12 protein-coding genes and 1 pseudogene are annotated in these 18,909 nt (G+C 45.1%); 6 read left to right on the forward strand and 7 right to left on the reverse strand.

Translation table 11 applies throughout. From position 1 onward, the window contains the following. Position 1: 1 nt before the first annotated feature. The 3 genes from DD616_RS02830 to DD616_RS02840 all read right to left on the reverse strand — a co-directional run bounded on the left by DD616_RS02830 (position 2) and on the right by DD616_RS02840 (position 4,701). Positions 2–1,432, reverse strand: a complete 1,431-nt coding sequence (locus tag DD616_RS02830) for a TolC family protein (RefSeq protein WP_208871422.1) — start codon at positions 1,430–1,432, stop codon at positions 2–4. Between the two features lie 82 nt (positions 1,433–1,514). Beyond that, on the reverse strand, positions 1,515–1,931 hold the full coding sequence (locus DD616_RS02835) for a hypothetical protein (RefSeq protein WP_040122740.1): 417 nt from the start codon (positions 1,929–1,931) through the stop codon (positions 1,515–1,517). Positions 1,932–2,043: 112 nt separating this feature from the next. After that, positions 2,044–4,701: an ATP-binding protein gene (locus DD616_RS02840; RefSeq protein ID WP_208871423.1), complete on the reverse strand. Its 2,658-nt coding sequence runs from the start codon at positions 4,699–4,701 to the stop codon at positions 2,044–2,046. A 515-nt stretch (positions 4,702–5,216) separates the two neighbouring features. Between DD616_RS02840 and DD616_RS02845 the strand changes: the two genes are divergently transcribed. Further along, on the forward strand, positions 5,217–6,659 hold the full coding sequence (locus DD616_RS02845) for a glyceraldehyde-3-phosphate dehydrogenase (RefSeq protein ID WP_208871424.1): 1,443 nt from the start codon (positions 5,217–5,219) through the stop codon (positions 6,657–6,659). A gap of 225 nt (positions 6,660–6,884) precedes the next feature. Here the strand turns inward: DD616_RS02845 and DD616_RS02850 are convergent. Next, positions 6,885–7,028: pseudogene (locus tag DD616_RS02850) on the reverse strand (hydroxylamine reductase); the annotation flags it as partial. A gap of 162 nt (positions 7,029–7,190) precedes the next feature. On the opposite strand from DD616_RS02850, the gene DD616_RS02855 reads away from it, so the two are divergent. Beyond that, positions 7,191–7,400 (forward strand): hypothetical protein, encoded by a 210-nt coding sequence (locus tag DD616_RS02855; protein ID WP_017045072.1) that lies wholly within the window; start codon positions 7,191–7,193, stop codon positions 7,398–7,400. 82 nt (positions 7,401–7,482) lie between these two features. On the opposite strand, the gene DD616_RS02860 is transcribed toward DD616_RS02855, so the two are convergent. After that, positions 7,483–8,097 carry a LysE family translocator gene (locus DD616_RS02860; protein WP_013868407.1) on the reverse strand — a complete coding sequence of 205 codons (615 nt, stop codon included), beginning with the start codon at positions 8,095–8,097 and terminating at the stop codon, positions 7,483–7,485. A 191-nt stretch (positions 8,098–8,288) separates the two neighbouring features. Here DD616_RS02860 and yjeH point away from each other — a divergent pair, with 191 nt between their 5' ends. Then, complete coding sequence (gene yjeH, locus DD616_RS02865) at positions 8,289–9,566, forward strand: L-methionine/branched-chain amino acid transporter (RefSeq protein WP_019282631.1); 1,278 nt, start codon at positions 8,289–8,291, stop codon at positions 9,564–9,566. Positions 9,567–9,695: 129 nt separating this feature from the next. Here the strand turns inward: yjeH and DD616_RS02870 are convergent, their stop codons facing one another. Together DD616_RS02870 and DD616_RS02875 are read right to left on the reverse strand one after the other, a co-directional pair. Next, positions 9,696–11,432, reverse strand: coding sequence for a methyl-accepting chemotaxis protein (locus DD616_RS02870; RefSeq protein ID WP_047688716.1), 1,737 nt, complete (start codon positions 11,430–11,432; stop codon positions 9,696–9,698). Between the two features lie 139 nt (positions 11,433–11,571). Beyond that, positions 11,572–15,540, reverse strand: a complete 3,969-nt coding sequence (locus DD616_RS02875) for a response regulator (protein ID WP_208871426.1) — start codon at positions 15,538–15,540, stop codon at positions 11,572–11,574. Positions 15,541–15,663: 123 nt separating this feature from the next. Here DD616_RS02875 and DD616_RS02880 point away from each other — a divergent pair, with 123 nt between their 5' ends. From DD616_RS02880 to DD616_RS02890, 3 genes are all read left to right on the forward strand, one after another. Next, positions 15,664–16,758: a response regulator gene (locus DD616_RS02880; protein WP_013868403.1), complete on the forward strand. Its 1,095-nt coding sequence runs from the start codon at positions 15,664–15,666 to the stop codon at positions 16,756–16,758. A gap of 42 nt (positions 16,759–16,800) precedes the next feature. Then, the gene (locus DD616_RS02885; RefSeq protein WP_047688721.1) at positions 16,801–17,250 is read left to right on the forward strand and encodes a GNAT family N-acetyltransferase; all 450 of its coding nucleotides are present in this window, start codon (positions 16,801–16,803) and stop codon (positions 17,248–17,250) included. Positions 17,251–17,530: 280 nt separating this feature from the next. Further along, the gene (locus tag DD616_RS02890; protein ID WP_013868401.1) at positions 17,531–18,859 is read left to right on the forward strand and encodes an anaerobic C4-dicarboxylate transporter; all 1,329 of its coding nucleotides are present in this window, start codon (positions 17,531–17,533) and stop codon (positions 18,857–18,859) included. Positions 18,860–18,909 lie beyond the last annotated feature (50 nt).

Here is an 18,909-nt window from a genome sequence, read left to right on the forward strand (position 1 = left end):
CCTACTTTTCTACAGGCGTAAGTGTTTCTAAAGAGGTAAGTTTTTCTACAGACGTAAGTGAAGGCGCACTAACTTGAAAATCGAACCCATTTAACAGATAAGCAAGGTTACTTTTGGTTAGGTTTAAATCGGTCATTAGGCGCATTTGTTCTAATTGCAGCGCTAGTTCATCGCTGGCAGCACTGACGACATCATTAAACTGGGAGGTATTGTTTTCATAGCCTCTCTCAACCGCTTGAGTGCGGGCTTTCGCTTGCGTTAATAAGGTGGTTTGATAGCGCGATAAACGCTGTTCGAGGTTCATTTTATCAACCAATAAGGCATTCACTTTGGCGTTCATCTGCGCCAATAGAACATCGCGCTGTGATTTAGCCGCGCCCACTTGATATTGCGCCGCAGCGTGGTTTCTATCTTGGCGGCTCCCCGTAAACAGCGGGATATCCATGGTGAGATAAGCACTGACCATATCGGCTGCGGGTCCGCCTTGCATACTGCTTGCTTGGCGATAGGCGTACATCACTTCCACACCAAACTGAGGTTGATAGGCCGTTTGTGCTATTTCGACTTGCGTTTGGTTGGTGTGAACTGCCGCTTCTGCCATGCCGACCATCGGGTGAGTGACCAACAAAGCGTAGTGAGTGGTACTGTCGTTAACCGTAACCAATTGCGCATCTAAACGGGACCAGTTCACTGACTCTTCAGCGGCTAACATAGGCTGTTCAACCAACCAAGCGCTACCTAACCATTCGGATAATTGCGACACAATGCGTTGCTGCATTTGTTGATTGGCTTGTAATTTGTCGTCCAATTTGGAAACTTGTAACCGCGCTTGCAGCAAATCTTGCGCTTCACTTTTACCTAATGAATAGTTCGTTTCAATAAAACCAGCCAGCTCACGCATTAAGGTTTGGTTTGCCCGCACAATACGTTCAGCGCGTTGTTGGTAGCCTAACTCTAACCATAATTGAGTCATGCTGTTTGCCACTTCCAACTCACGTAAATTAACCTGAAGCGCAACACCAGTGGCTTGTTGCTTTGCTTTTTTCGCTTGTAATGCCAAGCTTGAACCCCGTTCAAACTGCTGCATTAAGCCCACAGAAATGTTAGTCATAGGATCTTCATCAAACTTAAAACTATCAATGGGCAAACCACCAAAGCCAACTTTGATCTTAGGATCCATCAGGGTTGAGCTGGCCATTCCAGTTTCTTGTATTGCTTGAGACTGAGCAAAATATTGCTTGCGGACGGCATCATTCGATAATGCAGCGTCAATCAGCTGAGCTAATTGTTTTGCATGCGAATCTGGCTGAGCCATCGCGGCTTGTGGGGCTGCATTCACCATCAAGGGGAATGACAAAACGCCCACTATACTGATCGACCAAGCGATCACAGAGAGTTTAAGGTTCACAATAAAATTCCATCTTTCATGCATCGCAAAAGGTTGAGATGCAACAGAGAGTCACGAACCTAGTTAAAGGCCGCACAAACACGCCATAGGCGTAATGAAAGAGAAATTAAACGATAGGGGGACGGTAAAGTGAGCGAGCTACCATCACAATGCCACGCGTTGCTTCTGTATTGATCAACAATAAAACCGCGTGAGGTGTGAAGGGTTGGTGTTCAGTGATAAAGAAAGCTAACGTGGTCATGCACATGACGCTGCAACAGGAATCAACACCTTGGTCGCTGTGATCGATACAATCGTTACTCATCGCTGATGACGTCATGTCACTTGCATCGGAATCATGGTGAGCGGCGCTCATATTTGAGCAGTGTTGCGGCGGGTTTGCATCGTCAGTCACTGAATGTGATACAGCCGAAATCGGTGACATTGTGATCGCCATTAAAGGTGCGCTAGACACTAAGCTTGAAGCAAGCAGCGTCATCATCACCAACATGGAAACCCAAATTGTATGCAGCGAAAGTTGCATATCCAATATCACTATCTGACTGAAAACTCCAACAGACTAAAGCTTGCCCTAGGGGTAAGGTCAATTAATTTAAATTTCGAAAATCGATAAAAATAGCGATTAGGCTATCTTCTCAAGAGTTCGCCACTTGCAGATCGCTAAAAATATCAAAAAGTTGCTTGGATTTATAAGGTTTGGGCAAATACGCATCCATGCCCGCGTCAAAGCAGCTTTTAATATCCTCCTCCAAAACGCTGGCGGTTAAGGCGATAATGGGTAATTTTTCAACGCCTTGCTCTTTTTCCCATTCGCGGATTTTCTTAGTCGCGGTTAAGCCATCCATCACTGGCATCATGCAGTCCATTAACACCGCAGCAAAATGTCCCCCTTGGGTGATGGCATCTACCGCTTCTTGCCCGTTGTTGGCCACCACATAACCAATCCCTGCTTTTTCAAGGAAGAAGCTGGCGATTTTTTGGTTCATCAAATTGTCTTCAACGATCAAAATACGCTTATGATTGCACTCTAAGTAGTCTAACTGACTCTCCTCGACTGGCGTTAAAAGCGTTTCTGTATCGGCCACTAATGCTTTGAGGGCACGTTCAAAACGCGCCCCTAAAAAAGGCAACGTGATACTTGCCTGCGCAAGATGAATTGCGTCTTTGTTGACGAACAAGTGATGCTGCAGAACCACTATTTTTGCACTTGAAAAATGCTCACGTAGCGCAATGAGATCCGATTGCACGCTGTGGCTTAAGCTTTGGCAATATAAAATACATACGGCGCTAAGCCCACTCTTGACTGCTTGTTCAACATCACGCGCTTCATTGAGTTGAATCCCCCATTGAACGCATTCACGCCGAATAGCGGATGAGTAGTTAGACATATTGGTAATTAACAACGCCTGCGTGGCAAGAGGCTCAACTTGCGGCTGATCTTCGGCAACCTCAATCGGGACGACAAATTCAAAGCAGCTACCTAAGCCTTTAGTGGACTGTACATGAATGTCACCCTGCATCAGATCAACTAATTGACGGCAGATAGCCAACCCTAACCCAGTCCCACCAAAACGACGGGTAATACTGCTATCTTCTTGAATAAATGGATCAAAAATCGTGTTCAACATCTCTTTATCGATGCCACTTCCCGTATCGGATACAGCAAAACGTATCGAGATTATATCGCCCGTTTCTAAGGTTAAACCCGTGTTGACATAACCATCTTTGGTAAATTTCACCGCATTGGACAACAAGTTCATCAAGACCTGCTTCAGACGATATTCATCCGCGATGATAAAACGAGGTAATGCAGGGTCGAGATAAATATTAAGCTCAATATGCTGGCTCAACGCTTTCGCGTTCACCAAGTTCACCGTGTCGTATACCAATTCAGCGAGTTCAAAGCGATGTGGAGCAAGCTCCAAGTTGCCTGATTCAATTTTAGATAAATCGAGAATATCGTTAATCAAGATCAGCAACGCTTGCGAAGAGGTATCAATATCGGCCAGGATTTCACGCTCATTCCCCGTAAACTCGCTGCGTGACAATATTTCAGTCATACCGATGATTCCATTAAGAGGCGTTCGGATCTCATGCGACATATTGGCTAAGAACGCGCTTTTGGCTCGATTAGCGGCAATTGCCGCTTCCTTTGTTTCCACCAAAGCACTCTCGTACTGTTGCTGTTTCTCAATAATATGGTTGAGATTGATTGTAAAGCGGGAAAACTCATCTTTGCCATCAATCGGGATCTGTTCAATGCCGTTCTGCTTTTCACGCAATCGACTCATGGTATTGATGATCCGCTTAAGCTTTGACGAGATGCGAGATGAGGTACTTGCTCCTAGCACAAACAGCAGCGCCAACACGGCCAACAGCGATGCCGATATACTTAACATACTCATTTTTTCTTGCTGGAGACGCACATTCAGTTGAGTCGATAAGTGTTGGTTGACACTTTGCACCAGTTTATCTATCGCCAAGTAACGCTCTTCCACATTTTTGACATAAGAAGCTAATGCTTGAGAATCGGCTTCATTACTAACGATTTTTTCGCGAATCAAAGCGGCTTGGAGAAATTCAGGTTGCGTAAACGACAGCATCAGTTGTTCGAGTTGAGCACCGTTATCAATGATACGTTCGAAGTATTGTTGCTGGCGCTCAACAGCTTGAAAGTATTCTGTTTGTCGAGATTGAAACACCTCTTGATCCATGGTTAATTCTTTGATTAACCACGCCTCTTTTTGCACCCAAAATGCAAACCAATGCAGGTCGCTATACACCAGATCCAAGGTATGGATATCAACAGGCGCAAGAAAACTGTTGGTTTTTTGCAGATCGGCCATCACTTCATACAAAAGATTAAATACTTGGCGGCCTAATTCTAGGGTCTCGCTTTGTGAGGCCGACGGCAACTCATCCAACAAATGGTGAAGGTCAAGCACACGGTTTTCTATCAATGTACGGTTACTTTTACTCCCAAAATGACTATTTGTATCCAGCACAATTTTATCCAGCGATTCAGCTAGCTCCTGCTTGAGCTGCGGCCGAGAGTCCTCGCTATTTTCGCTGCGCAGCTGCGCACTGAGCAAGGTATAAAAAAGGGCTGAACTGGTGGTGACCTGATTGATTGCTCCAATCTTTTGGTTCAACACATGGTATGTATCTAAACGGCTTTCAAATGGGGGGAATAGACGCCATGCCACAGCCAGAATAACCAGTGTTGGTATGAGGCAGAGTAAGAACAACCGTGCCTTAATTGAGAAGTGGGTAAGTATTACCATTGTTATCATCCTTGGAAGTAATACATCCTAGCCAATGGTTAAATAGTAGACGTTATTTTATGCGTCTGCGCTCTTATTAAGATAAAACCAGCGCAGTAACGAAAGCATTGCGCGTCACGATTCATCCAATAAGCGTGATGGTGAATTAACCGAAAACTCACCACATTTTAAGATAACAATTTGAATCTAATCTCATTTTTATGAAAAAGAAAAACCATTCCACATCAAATATTTGAAGCAGACCATTATCATCACAAAATAAGTCGCGACTTTAGAATTTGTCAATATCTCTAACCACCGCCAAAAACCACTCAATACGCTGATTTTTACCTAGTTTTCAGTAAAAAATGTCGTCATTATTTTTGCTAGCAGAATAACCATTCCACATTTACAATCCGGCCACATAAAAACAACAATAAACATCGACTTGTATCTCAGCACAGATGACCGTGCAAGATACGCGTTCACCAGCCCTACACTGTGAACATTACTGCTTAACATAACGTGAAAGGTCCCAAGTCAATATGAGCCCAGAGAAACATCTCTCAGACTGGCAAGCCAGCCAAACGATTGCTGAATCTATGTCTCCCCTCATCGGTCAGCTTTATCGCCAACAAGGTGTTGAAGTGGTTTTATTTGGAAAAACACTCATCAACGCCACCACCATTGATATCATCAAGGCACATCGTGTTGTTCGTCGCTACACAGGTGAGGCGCTTTCAACCCAGCAAACGATGCCGATTTTACAAAAACTGACCACGCTTGCTCTGTCGCCATGTCGTATCGACATTGGCCAACTTGCTCATCAATTTTGGCAACAACATGATGATGAACATGGCCTTGAAGATTACCTGCTAACGGCGCTTAATGGTGCGTTGAATGGTGAAACACTCAGTGAGCCTAAGGATGTGGTGCTGTACGGTTTTGGTCGTATTGGTCGCTTGCTGACTCGTCTTTTGATAGAAAAAAGTGGCCCGGGCTATCCACTGCGCTTGCGAGCGATTGTCGTTCGTGGGGGTAAAGCAGGAGATTTAGAAAAACGGGCAAGCTTGCTACGCCGTGACTCAGTTCATGGCCAGTTTAACGGCAGCATCATCATCGATGAGGCTCGCAAGGCCATTATTGCCAACGGCAATTATATCCAAATCATCTACGCCAATAAGCCACAAGAGGTTGATTATTCACACTATGGTATTCATAACGCGTTAGTGGTCGACAATACTGGTGTTTGGCGTGATAGCGAAGGGCTTAGTCAACACTTGAACTGTCAAGGGGCAAGCAAGGTGCTGCTGACAGCACCCGGCAAAGGTGAGATTAAAAATATCGTGTTCGGCGTAAACCACGCTGATATTCAGCCCGAAGACACCATTATCTCAGCCGCCAGTTGCACCACCAACGCTATCACACCGGTATTGAAAGCAATTCATGATCAATATGGCGTACTTTCTGGCCATATCGAAACGGTGCACTCTTTTACCAATGACCAAAACCTTATCGACAATTTCCATTCAGGTGAACGACGTGGCCGCAGCGCATCGCTCAACATGGTGTTAACCTCAACGGGTGCTGCCAAGGCAGTTGCCAAAGCGTTACCTGAACTCGCGGGTAAGTTAACCGGTAATGCAATTCGTGTCCCCACGCCAAACGTGTCGATGGCCGTGGCTAACCTCAACTTAGCCAATGCAGTGAATAAGCAAGATCTTAACGCGTATTTACGTGAAATGGCGCTTAGCTCGCCACTTTCAGCGCAAATTGATTACACCGATTCAACAGAAATTGTCTCAAGTGATTTGGTAGGCTCTCGCCATGCTGGCGTAGTTGATGGCGCAGCGACGATCGCTCAAGACAACCGCTGCGTGCTCTACATTTGGTATGACAATGAATTTGGCTACAGCGGCCAAGTTGTACATTGTATGGAGCAGATGATGGGCGTTCGTTACCGAACTTTCCCAGCTATCGCCCAATAAACGGCTTAATATTGTTTTTATCTCCACAACATAATAATAGTGAGTGTTTATCTCACCTCCCCCTGCTTGCCGCCTTTTGATATAAGGCGGCTTTTTTATGACGTGATCAGTTCAATGAGATTTCAACGTCCGAAACTAATCTGCTCGAACACGCTAAGGCATAGCCTTGTTCACGCAGCGCCTTCTGGTCATTCAAAGCCTAAGGTTGCAAAATATTTATCAAGTTTCGATGAGTAATGCTGGTGCAGTTGGTCCGATATAAATTTCTTTCACACCCAATGCGAGTAGCGTCAGATCGATAACGATCGCCTTTTGTTCAAACCAAGAAAGAACTAATGTCAGTGGGAGTTCACTCACACCACAAACAAAGACACCAAAATGACTCAAAATTTGAACTGTCTGTCAGAGTCCCAATATTATTGGGGGAATGAACATCGTCCATACAACTCCAAAAAATTAGAGACACAACATTCATGTTGGATTCATCTTGGCTGCGTTAACCTAGCTTCAATTCAGAAAGAGGTACAGGTTATGAATAGATTTATTGTGACTACATTTGCGCTGGTTGTAGGGTTTTTCGCGTTGATGCTGAGTTTGCTGCTCGCCATTCCTCTCGCTATTGCAGCGATCATCACTGGCAAACGTATAGAGAAGCAGCTCAAGCGCCACACCTTTACGTCAAAAAGCGGCTACGTTATTGAAGGTGAGTATGAAGAAAAAACTCAAGCACACTATCGATGAACAACCCTATTCGCACTCTTTCATTGGCACGGCGAAACTGATTAGAAGCGGGAGGCATTTCCTCCCGTTTTTTGGGTATTAGCTAAAGAGTCATGACGACACGGATGGCAAGCGCAATCAGTACTACGCCCGACAAACGGTCAATCAATACGGCACGCGCGCGCAGTTTATCGAGTAATATTGGGCTAGAAAGAATTAAGGTGATGAACGTATACCAAAGCCCGTCCACTAAAAATGGTGTTAACACAATAATAGCTTTGCTGCTCAGTTCGTTGCCGATGGCGACAAATTGACTGAATAACGCGATGAAAAATAGCGCGATTTTAGGACTAAGCAGAGAAATCAATAATCCCTCTTTAGCCGACTGCCACACACTGACCGTCTCACCCGATTCTAATTTAGCCGCCACGCCCCCTTTTGAACGTAATGCATTGATACCCAAATAGGCCAAATACAACGCGCCTGCATAGCCTACTGTCTTAAACAGTAAGGGGGATTGATGCAGTACAACCGCTAAGCCAATTAAGGTAATGAAGGCATAGACACCAATACCAAATGCGTGCGCCCACGCCGTTGCAAACCCATTTTTACGCCCACCAGCGAGGCTATGTTTGGCCACCATCGCTAGGCTTGGCCCTGGCGACATCGCGCCTAAAATACAAATGGTAAATAGTGATAACCAAACGGTGAATGTCATGGATTTCTCGCTGTTGTTTCGGTGATTTAAGGTAATGACGATAACGAAATGACTCGCATAACGCTACCTGAATGTGGCGCTGCCCAAACGGCCTGATATTGCAGGTGAGCCGTTGCACTCAATGGGCGTAAGCAAACTGAGATAGATGCATATTATTTCGCTTCAGCGTATGCTAACCGCCAGAACGATATTTGGGAACGGAAGCCGTGAATAAGTTAAAACAAGAGATCACCTTGCTGTCTGGTATTGGACAACTTTCCACCACTTTAATGGGAACAGGGTTATTTATGATCCCAGCGATTGCCGCTGGTATTGCAGGTGAGCTCTCACTGTGGGCATGGCTACTGCTGTTTGTGGCGATTTGCCCGATTGCACTGACGTTTGCCGCTCTGGGTAAGCGTTACCCTAACGCCGGCGGAACCGCCTACTTTGTCCGCCAAGCTTTTAACGCTAAGTTGGAACGCTCGGTTGCTTGGCTTTTTGTCAGCGTGATCCCTGTCGGCGTTCCGGCCGCTGTCGCATTGGCGGCAGGCTTTGCTCAACAACTCCTCCCTGCGCCACTGAACTCGGCGATGATGGCGCAAGTATTAACCGTACTGTTGCTGATTGCGGTCAATTTGGCGGGCACCAAATCTTCCGGGCAGTTACAAACCGTTATTGCGCTGAGCATTTTCGTATTAGTTGGTGCTTTTTTCTGGATAGGCGATGTTGGTGCTGCAGATTTAACCATGCCCGCACTCAGCACGGACAGTATTTGGCCGATTGGCGCCGCACTCGGAGTGATGTTCTGGTGTTTCGTCGGGATTGAAGCGTTCGCTCATATGGGAGAAGAGTTTAAAAACCCACAGCGCGATTTTCCGATCGCGATCATTGTCGGCTGCTTTGTGGCTGGAATCACCTATTGGGCATGCTCGGTGGTCATCCTTAAATTTGGTGCGTATGGCAGCGCAGAATTTGATAGCACCTCCATTCCTTGGCTGAGCGAACAAATTTTTGGTAGCAGTTTGGCAACGGTGATAAGCCTTATCGGCTTTTTTGCGTGCTTTGCGAGCATCAATTTATACACGCAAAGCTTATCTCGCATGGTGTGGGCACAAGCAAGGCAATATCGACCAGAAAGCGCAATCGCCAGAATTTCAATCCGCGGCGTCCCAGCCAATGCAACCATTGCTGTTGGAGTTGTATTAATGGCTTCTTGCCTGCTTGGTGAATGGTCTGGTCTTAATCTGGAATTTTTCCTAAAACTTGCGAATGGAATCTTTGTCTTAGTTTATCTGTTAGCGATGTTCGCCGCTTATAAATTGCTCAGTGGCATCAACAAACTGTTGGCGGCGATTTCGTTGATCCTCTGCACTGCGGTATTTATCTGCTTAGGCTGGTCAATGCTGTATGCTCTGACTATCTTCATTTTGCTCTCTTTACCTTGGCAACGTTTGGCAAGAAAAAGTCAGCCGAAGCAAGAGCTTTAACTTATCGCTTACCTTGCGGTATTGCCGTGACCACTTAAGTGGGCATCATTCTGCAAATAAAAAATTTTGCCGAAATAAAAGGCTCTCAGTATAGAGAGCCTAAAAAATAGCAAGGAGAGGATATTAAATTTAAGTGCGGATGTGCTTAATCGCGCTATTTAACTCATCGACATTACGTTGCAAATCAACAACGACAGGCCCGAGTTGATTGATGGCAACGTTCATATCACCCGAAAGGGCTTTAATGTTACTGAGATTGCTGGAAATTTCGTCGCTCACAGCCAATTGCTCTTCTGTCGCAGCCGATATCGACGTATTCAATTTATGGATCTCAATCGCCGATCCTTGGATGGTACCAAGCGCTTCGTTCGCCACCGACATATTAGAGCGCGTTGACTGCATTTTATCAGCACTCACCCGGATCGTTTTGGTCGATTGTTCTGCTTTCTCTTGCAGCATCGAAATCATGCTCTCGATCTCACCCGTCGATTGTTGAGTTCGTTGGGCAAGTGAGCGTACTTCATCCGCTACCACCGCAAAACCGCGACCTTGCTCACCCGCACGAGCAGCCTCTATCGCCGCGTTCAACGCCAGTAGGTTGGTTTGTTCAGCAATCGCTTTAATCACATCAAGCACATTACCAACGTTATTAGACTCATTCGCAAGTTGCTGGATGATCTCGGATGTTTTGGTAAATTCACCCTCTAATTCACCGAATTCATGGGTCGTTTTATCAAAGACCTGTTTACTGGTACTGGCTTCTTTTTCCGCGCTGCCCGCATACTCTTCTGCCATGGTGGTGCTTTCCGCCACGCTAGAGAGCGCCGATGTCATCTCTTCCATCGCCGTCGCCGCCATTTCAAGTTCTTGATTTTGCTGATTCGCCACTTTGACGTTTTGTTTGGTGACATCGCTTATCGTTTCAGAGATGGCCGAAATGGTGTGGTTTACCTGGTTTATTTTGCTAATGGTGGTGGCATAACTACCAAGCACCTTATTAATTGTACCGCCGATTATGCCCAGTTCGTTGTGGCTGTTATCGTCAACTCGCAAAGTCAAATCAGAATTTTTGTCTACTTGTTGTAGCAATTTAGCCATGGTATCAATCGGCTTCACTACTTTTCGGTTAACAATGGCATACCCAATAATGGCAATAATAAAAACACTAATTAAGGAGATATTTCCAACCAATACCGTACTTTTTACTTTCTGCGCCGCATCCATGAATTGTTTATTGGTTCGATTTTCTAATTCAATAAAGAACTTATCGATCGGAGCCATGATTTTGGCTTTCTCTTGATGGTATTCATTACTGTGTAAGAGAGAAATCGCCATATTACGGTCTGGCTCTTTTCTAACGGTGTAGTTGCCATTGCTATCAGGATAAAGCCCCTTAACAGCATTCATCGCTTTGACTTCCATGTTCACTAAGCCATCTGAATTAGCTTGAGCTTCTTTGAGCAAACTAAACTCTTGCTGAGTAAAACCAAGATCCGTCATCATTTGGTTGAGAGAGATATTCTTACCGTCTGCTTTAGGCTTTTGTCCATATTGCAGCACAAGGTCCCAATATATCGTGTGGTAGTTCTGCGGGCGAGGTTTCTTACCATTACGAATATCAAGAATATCCATGTACATTTTTTCGTATTTTTCATCGCCACTGACCACATAAGTCCGGCCTAACCGAGTTAAGTCATCAGAGCTTTGACGAAGCTCATCGGCCGCTTGGTAAGATTGATAACGAACTTGAGCCATATTATCAACTTGTTGCATCAGCCCATTGAGCTGCAATACCGTCACAACACTAATGACAATACCAATACCGATGACAGCAAACACGAGCTTCATGGTGTTGTTGATATTCATAAAAGTATCCTTCTTCATTTATCAACGAAATTATTTCTGTTTATTCATTATTATTATTGCTTTTAGCATAGGATGAGAATGGCCAAAATGTCGAATTTTACGCCACAATTATTGCATCAATTTTAAGCACCATCATACTTCAACTTATTTTTTCAGTCGGTACTGGCAACTGAGCCAATACCTCTTTAGCCGCTTCAAAATCAAAATCTTCAATCGCATGCATCAAACTTTTCTTTTGCTCGTCAGACCATAAATTGCATTGTTTAATTTGGTGGATCATATGAATCGCATCAGCATCGTAGTTTTCAACACATTGCACTAATTGTTGGTAGAGCAACGCAATATCACGGTGCTCTTGCTGCGGATGTAATTGTGTCTGCTCCCAATCTCTTAGCTCATCCAACAAAGTAGACATCAACTTTGATACCGTGTTGAGATCTTGAATGGCGGGTTTCGTATGTCGCTGCACAACCCCTTCCATCTCGTTGGCTAGCTGCGCAATAGGCTCAATCCCTAGATTAGCCGCTGAACCTTTTAGGGTGTGCATCACTCGCTCTGCCTCTTCCCACAGCCCCTTATCAATCAATTTAGGGAATTGCGCTATTTCTTGCTGCTGGCTGGCAAGGAAGTGATCCAATATTTCAAAGTATCGCTGCGCATTGCCACCAATTCGGAAAATCGCTTGCTCCACATCAATACCCGTCAATTCTGGGTAGCCAGTGCTCGGTTTCACTTGATTCGGTAATACCGTAGAGGGTACTGGCGTGGTTTCATCCGCCTTTAAATATTTGCGTAGTACGTGGTACAAGCGCTGTACATCAATTGGCTTCGCCACATGATCATTCATACCTGCATTTAAACAGTGCTCGACATCTGAAGACATCGCATTGGCGGTCATTGCAACAATCGGTAGCGTTTTCCACTCCTCATGTTGGCGGATCTCTTTCGTCGCACTGATACCATCCATAATGGGCATCTGCATATCCATCAGCACTAAATCAAAAGCTTCTTGCTGCAATTTCGTCAAAGCTTCTTGTCCATTATTAGCAAGAACAATGCTCAATTGAGTACTTTCTAACAGGCCGAAAGCCACCTCCTGGTTCACTTCGTTATCTTCTACCAAAAGCACTTTTTGCCCAATAAATGTTGGCCTTGTATCATGATCAAGATACTCATGGCTCTGCCTTAATTGCTCGATGCCGTAGCTGTCCATAATGGCATCAAGGAGATTTGATGGGTTCACAGGTTTCACAATCAAGGCATCGACTAATTTACTGTTTTCTCCCACCAAGGAGATTTCTCGGCCGTAAGCCGTGACGAGGAATCGTTTGGTGTTATCAAAAACACCCAATGGTTTCATTCTCTGCAGCAACTCTATGCCATTCATACCCGGCATATTCCAATCAATAAACAGCATATCAAAATGCGTATTGCGGATTTCATCGAGCGCCTCAAAACCGTTACTGACTGACTTCGCTTCAAAATGCATCGCATTGAGCAAGGTCATTAAAATATTGCGTGCCGAGTCATTATCATCGACTACCAACGCACGTTTGCCTGCTAGAGCGCTGAGTGGCTTAGCGATATCGCGCATTTTGGCTTCTTGCAGCCCACACTCAACCGTGAATTCAAAGGTGGATCCTGACCCTTCTTCACTGCGTACTTGAATGTCGCCACCCATCAATCCGACTAGCTGTTTACTGATGCTAAGCCCCAAGCCCGTGCCTCCATATTGGCGAGTAATGCTATTATCAGCTTGAGAAAATGCAGAGAACAGAGTGGCTACGTTAGATTCAGCAATGCCAATACCTGTATCAGAAACGGTAAACTTCAAGGTCACGTTGGCGTCGTTTTGCCCCACGACTCGTGCCGAAACGATGATCTCCCCTCGTTCGGTAAATTTCACCGCATTGCCACATAAGTTAACGAGGACTTGCCCCAAACGCAGCGGGTCGCCCACCAAGCCCACTGGAATATGTGGATCGATATCTAATAAAAACTCGATGTTTTTCTCTTGGGCTTTTAGCGAAATCAAGGTGGTGAGGTTATCCAATACCTCATCAAGGCTAAAATCAATGTGCTCAACATTCAGCTTGCCCGCCTCTATTTTGGAAAAATCCAAAATGTCGTTAATGATGCCAAGCAAGTTTTTCGCCGATTCATTAATCCGTGAAATGTATTTTTGTTGCGTAGGATTGAGCTCGGTATTGAGTGCTAGATGGGCCATGCCCAAAATGGCATTCATTGGTGTACGGATCTCGTGGCTCATGTTCGCAAGGAAATCGCCTTTGGCTTGGCTCATGGCATCCGCGGTCTCTTTAGCTTCTCTTAACTGCTCTTCCATCTGCTTGCGATCGGTTAAATCAAGCAAAATTCCGACAATTCCAGAGACTTCACCGCGATTATTTTGGAAAGAAGCTTCGTATACCAACATCTCTCTTTTGTGGTGTGAAGCGTCATAGAGAGACAATTCGTAATCTTGCGAAGACTGCTCCTCTCCAAGCCTTTTATGTACTTGGGCAAAAATGGTCGCCGTTTCATTTTGAAAGATATCTTGCGGCGATTTACCGATAATTTGCTCGGCAGACAGGCCAACTAAATCCATAAACTTAGCGTTAATGGTCAGATACGTACCCGAGGCCGACAAGCAATACATGGGGTTCGGCGTCGCATCGAGGATCTCTTGATTCAGTTGAGATTGTTCGAGTACTTTCTGCTCGGCTCGTCGCTGAATTTCAATGTTTTGGCTCAATTGAATACTGACCGATAAGTCATCCAACATTTGCGATAACCACTGAAATTGCAAACTCGACAACGACCCGATAGTACCCAGCTCTAGTAAAGCGACAGGATGCTGATTGACGTGCAGCGGCAAATAATACACTTCGTTAATGACTAACTTGCCACCGTTAAATTCAATGTGACAGTTGCCATCGAGTGCTTTCATCGCATAGGGCTGACCGCTGAGCAACACGCTGAGCTGCGTCGATGATGGATCGGTGTATTCTCTGGCCGAATGCTCACCATAACCCACCCCAGCCACTCGTTTTAATACGCCCTCTTGATAGATGTACATGCCAACCATTTCCAAAGGAAATTGATGCAGTAAGAACTGCGTAACTTCATTACACAAACGGTCCGTAGAATCGTTTTTGCGCAGGATGATATTGAAATCTTTAAGCAAGGTATTTTGGCTAAGCTGCTCAGCGATGTGATGAAACACCACATTCAAACTGTCGATAAAATGTTGTAGCTCTGCATAGGCAGTTTGAGTGATCGTAAAAGCGTAATCTTCCCGTTTAACTTGAGTCACAACCGTTTTGAGTAGCTGACTTAACGGATTGATGTAAAGACGCCACAGCAGAACAAAGGAGGAGATGATCACGCTGAGTAAGGTTAATACTAACGCCAAGTTTATCCATTCATAACGCAGCGCTTCGCTATCGGCACGTTGGATGTTTTGCTCCATGCGTTGCATGATCGATTGATGCGCAGAACCAATCGCCTGCATAATTTTCGCCTTTTCCGCGAAGTATTGGTCACCATAGAGAATAGCCCGAGCCAATTCCAGATCCGGCTCACCTGTGTCGACAAATTCGCCTTGGCTATTCTTTTTCCATCCTTTGATGGCCATGAAGGCTTCTCTTTCGAGTGACACCAGTGAATCAGACAAAGTAAGCGCATTTTTGAGCTCTAAAAACTCCACCGATTCAATGCCCGAAAGACGCATTCTATCGAGTAACGAAGGGTTGTCTGGTGCGCCACCCAGTGAGCGGGCAAGTAGTTTGTTTTGTGCAACAACATCCCAAAATTCGTACTCATTCCCTTTCGGTAAAGGCACAGAACCATTTCTGACGCTCAGCACATAATTAAAAAGGTTGAGCCACTTTTCATCGCCAGTCGAAGCGTAGGCTCGGGCAAATTTGGTTAAGTGATCTGAGCTCTGCTTCAACTCTTGTGACAGACGATAGAAACGGTAAAGTTCGTCGTTCAGTTGTCGGCTCTCCGTTCTCAGAGCGGCTACTTTGTCTGTGATACTAAACATCGCAATGGAACATAATCCCATAGCAATAAATAAGACGGTGAATAAAGTTCGGATGGATCGCATGTGAAGCGCCTTCTTAATAATTTTCTCACTCTACTAACGCTGAGATTAGCTATAGTTATTGATAAGTTTAGACTTAAACCCAACCTTCGCCGCTCAATTGCTATTTTTTATTAGGAAAGACTCATGCCCATCGAAAACTTGGACAATTGTACCGTGTTAATCGTCGATGATTCGCCAGATAACCTTGCATTTATGTCACAGGGGTTGGCTAACCGATATCATGTCAAGGCCGCTAAATCAGGCCCGATGGCGCTCAGTATCTTAGACAAGTTTTCTATTGACCTAGTGTTGCTCGATATTGTTATGCCGGAAATGTCAGGTTTTGAAGTCATACAAAAGATCATGGCAAACCCTAACACCCAAGACATCCCTGTGATTTTTCTGACCGCAAAGGATAACCCTGAAGATCAAAAACTAGGCTTTGAGTTAGGTGCGGTTGACTATGTATACAAACCCGTAAGCGTACCGTTGCTAAGAGCCAGAGTAGATACTCACCTGCAAAACAAAATTTCAAAAGACATACTGAAGAACCAAAATGGCTACTTGGAAAAAGAGGTGATCAAACGTTCAAATGAATTGGATAAAATGCAAGACGCGGTCGTGTATGCTCTCGCCAGCCTCGCTGAAACCAGAGACCCAGATACTGGTAACCATATCCTGCGAACACAACATTACGTCAAAGCGTTAGCCGAGCAACTGGCTAAGCTGCCAAAATATCAACAAAAGCTAACGCCGAATGTTATTAATACCTACTTTAAAGCCGCCCCTTTACACGATATTGGTAAAGTGGGCATCGCCGACAACATACTATTAAAACCAGGAAAACTGGACAGTGATGAGTTTGAGATCATGAAAGGCCATGCCAGCTTAGGGCTACGTGCGCTAGAAAAAGCGGAAAAGATGTCAGGCGCGAAAAATGACCTTATCGATATGGCGAAAGAGATCGCCCATGGGCACCATGAAAAATGGGATGGCTCTGGCTATCCTAACGGTTTACAAGGTGATGCTATACCACTCAGCGCACGGTTAATGGCTGTCGCTGATGTTTATGACGCTCTGATTTGCCGACGCATCTATAAGGAGCCGATGCCTCACGCCGATGCGAAAGGGATTATTTTGGACGGAAGAGGAAGCCATTTTGACCCAGAAGTCATTGATGCCTTCTTGGCAATAGAAGAGCGCTTTATTTCGATTGCCCATGAATACGCCGACGATTGATATCTTGGTAAGCAACGTATTATTAAACAAAAAGATAAACGTATGAAGGTAACCTTTCGCCCCGCAAGTGACAGCGATTATCAATTTGCTTTTGATCTAAAAAAAGTCGCAGAAATGGATGCTATTACGGCGATATTTGGCTGGGATGAAGAGTTGCAGCAAGTGCTGCATCGCCAAGAATGGCATTCTGGTCTACCAACGATCATCTGCGCTGATGGCCAACCGATTGGCACTTATTTACTGCAGAGCAAGCATGAAACGCTCTACTTCTCACGCTTTTTTATTCTGCCAGATTTTCAAAATAGAGGGGTGGGTAGCCAAGTGTTACAACTGGTCGTCAACCAAGCCAATCTGACTCAATACCCATGTAAGCTCTGTTATTTGCAAGGTAGCCCCGTCGGTGCTTTGTATCAGCGATTTGGGTTTACGCACTACCAAATGGACGATGAGTTTTCTCATATGCATTTCATTCCAACGCCCAAAGGCCAATAGCTCAGTACCCTTTGTGCTATCTTAAATTAAGGTTAGCGATCGGCAAACAGCCTACGCGGCGAGAAAATAAGCTTCATCATTAACGCCAGCCCACCTGTAGCACAACAAAATGGTTACATTTGTTTATTCATATTCATTACTTATTGAATAAAATGCGTGAGCAATCTCTGATTAATGTCGTTTCATTTATAGGGTAAATGGTTGTGTGAACAAGGTTTCATCTTTTTTTAACGTTACGTTAGACAATATTTTCATTAACACCTTTGGATAGGAAACAGATATGTTGTATTTGGAATTTTTATTCCTGCTATTAATGCTCTATATAGGCTCACGCTACGGTGGTATTGGCCTTGGTGTGGTTTCTGGTATTGGCTTGGTCATTGAAGTTTTTGTCTTCAAAATGCCACCCACATCACCACCGATCACCGTCATGTTGATCATTCTTGCCGTTGTCACCTGTGCTTCAATACTCGAAGCGGCTGGCGGATTGAAATACATGCTGCAAGTGGCAGAACGTTTACTGCGTAAGAACCCGAAAAATGTCACTTTGATTGCACCGTTCGTCACTTACGCAATGACGTTTATGCTGGGTACTGGCCATGCGGTGTATTCCATCATGCCGATCATTGGTGATGTGGCATTGAAAAATGGGATCCGTCCTGAACGTCCAATGGCTGCGTCTTCTGTTGCTTCGCAAATCGCGATTACCGCTTCCCCAATCTCAGCGGCCGTTGTCTACTACCTTGCTCAATTGTCGAATATTCAACACGAGATCACCTTGCTCTCTATTTTGCTGGTCACTGTGCCTGCGACCTTATTCGGAACGCTGTTGATGTCTTTGTACAGCTTGCGCCGTGGGAAAGAACTAGATGATGATCCTGAGTATCAAGAACGTCTGCAAGATCCAGTGTGGAAAGAGAAAATCCTAAACACAACCGCGACAACGCTGAATGAAACGTTACCCGCGGCAGCGCGTAATTCTGTGTTGATTTTCATTGGTGCGATATTAACCATAGTCGTGCTAGCGATGGTGCCAGAAACACGCACTATTGTTGAAGGCAGTAAACCGATCAGTATGGCGGTGGTTATCCAGATGATGATGCTCTGCTTTGGCGGTATCATTTTACTGGCAACCAAAACCGACCCACGAGATGTACCAAACGGTGTGGTATTCAAATCAGGTATGGTAGCGGCAATTGCCATCTTCGGTATCGCTTGGATGTCGGATACCTATTTCCAATACGCGATGCCGCAGTTTAAATCAGGCATTGTTGAGATGGTTACCGACCATCACTGGACCTTCGCGCTTGCACTATTCATTGTTTCTGTTGTGGTGAACTCACAAGCCGCAGTAGCGGTAATGATGTTACCTGTAGGCCTCGGGCTAGGTTTAGAACCTGCGCTACTGGTGGGATTAATGCCCGCACTGTACGGATACTTCTTCATTCCAAACTATCCGTCAGATATTGCAACGGTCAACTTTGATACCACAGGAACCACCAAAATCGGTAAGTACTACTTCAACCACTCGTTCATGTCCGTCGGTTTAATTGGCGTCGTGAGTGCGTGCTGTTTAGGTTATGTGCTGAGCCAAATCATCATTGGTTAACCCACTGTAAATGCCCCAGACTGATACAGCGCTGGGGTGTGTTTACTGCT

This window comes from Vibrio anguillarum, assembly GCF_003390515.1.
Taxonomy (GTDB): Bacteria; Pseudomonadota; Gammaproteobacteria; order Enterobacterales; family Vibrionaceae; genus Vibrio; species Vibrio anguillarum.

Bases quoted from the DNA above. Each gene is read 5' to 3' on its own strand.
- DD616_RS02880 (WP_013868403.1), top strand. From the start codon at position 15,664: ATGCCCATCGAAAACTTGGACAATTGTACCGTGTTAATCGTCGATGAT.
- DD616_RS02870 (WP_047688716.1), bottom strand. From the start codon at position 11,432: ATGAATATCAACAACACCATGAAGCTCGTGTTTGCTGTCATCGGTATT.
- DD616_RS02845 (WP_208871424.1), top strand. From the start codon at position 5,217: ATGAGCCCAGAGAAACATCTCTCAGACTGGCAAGCCAGCCAAACGATT.
- DD616_RS02840 (WP_208871423.1), bottom strand. From the start codon at position 4,701: ATGATAACAATGGTAATACTTACCCACTTCTCAATTAAGGCACGGTTG.
- DD616_RS02860 (WP_013868407.1), bottom strand. From the start codon at position 8,097: ATGACATTCACCGTTTGGTTATCACTATTTACCATTTGTATTTTAGGC.
- DD616_RS02875 (WP_208871426.1), bottom strand. From the start codon at position 15,540: ATGCGATCCATCCGAACTTTATTCACCGTCTTATTTATTGCTATGGGA.
- DD616_RS02855 (WP_017045072.1), top strand. From the start codon at position 7,191: ATGAATAGATTTATTGTGACTACATTTGCGCTGGTTGTAGGGTTTTTC.
- DD616_RS02890 (WP_013868401.1), top strand. From the start codon at position 17,531: ATGTTGTATTTGGAATTTTTATTCCTGCTATTAATGCTCTATATAGGC.
- DD616_RS02885 (WP_047688721.1), top strand. From the start codon at position 16,801: ATGAAGGTAACCTTTCGCCCCGCAAGTGACAGCGATTATCAATTTGCT.
- DD616_RS02830 (WP_208871422.1), bottom strand. From the start codon at position 1,432: ATGCATGAAAGATGGAATTTTATTGTGAACCTTAAACTCTCTGTGATC.
- DD616_RS02835 (WP_040122740.1), bottom strand. From the start codon at position 1,931: ATGCAACTTTCGCTGCATACAATTTGGGTTTCCATGTTGGTGATGATG.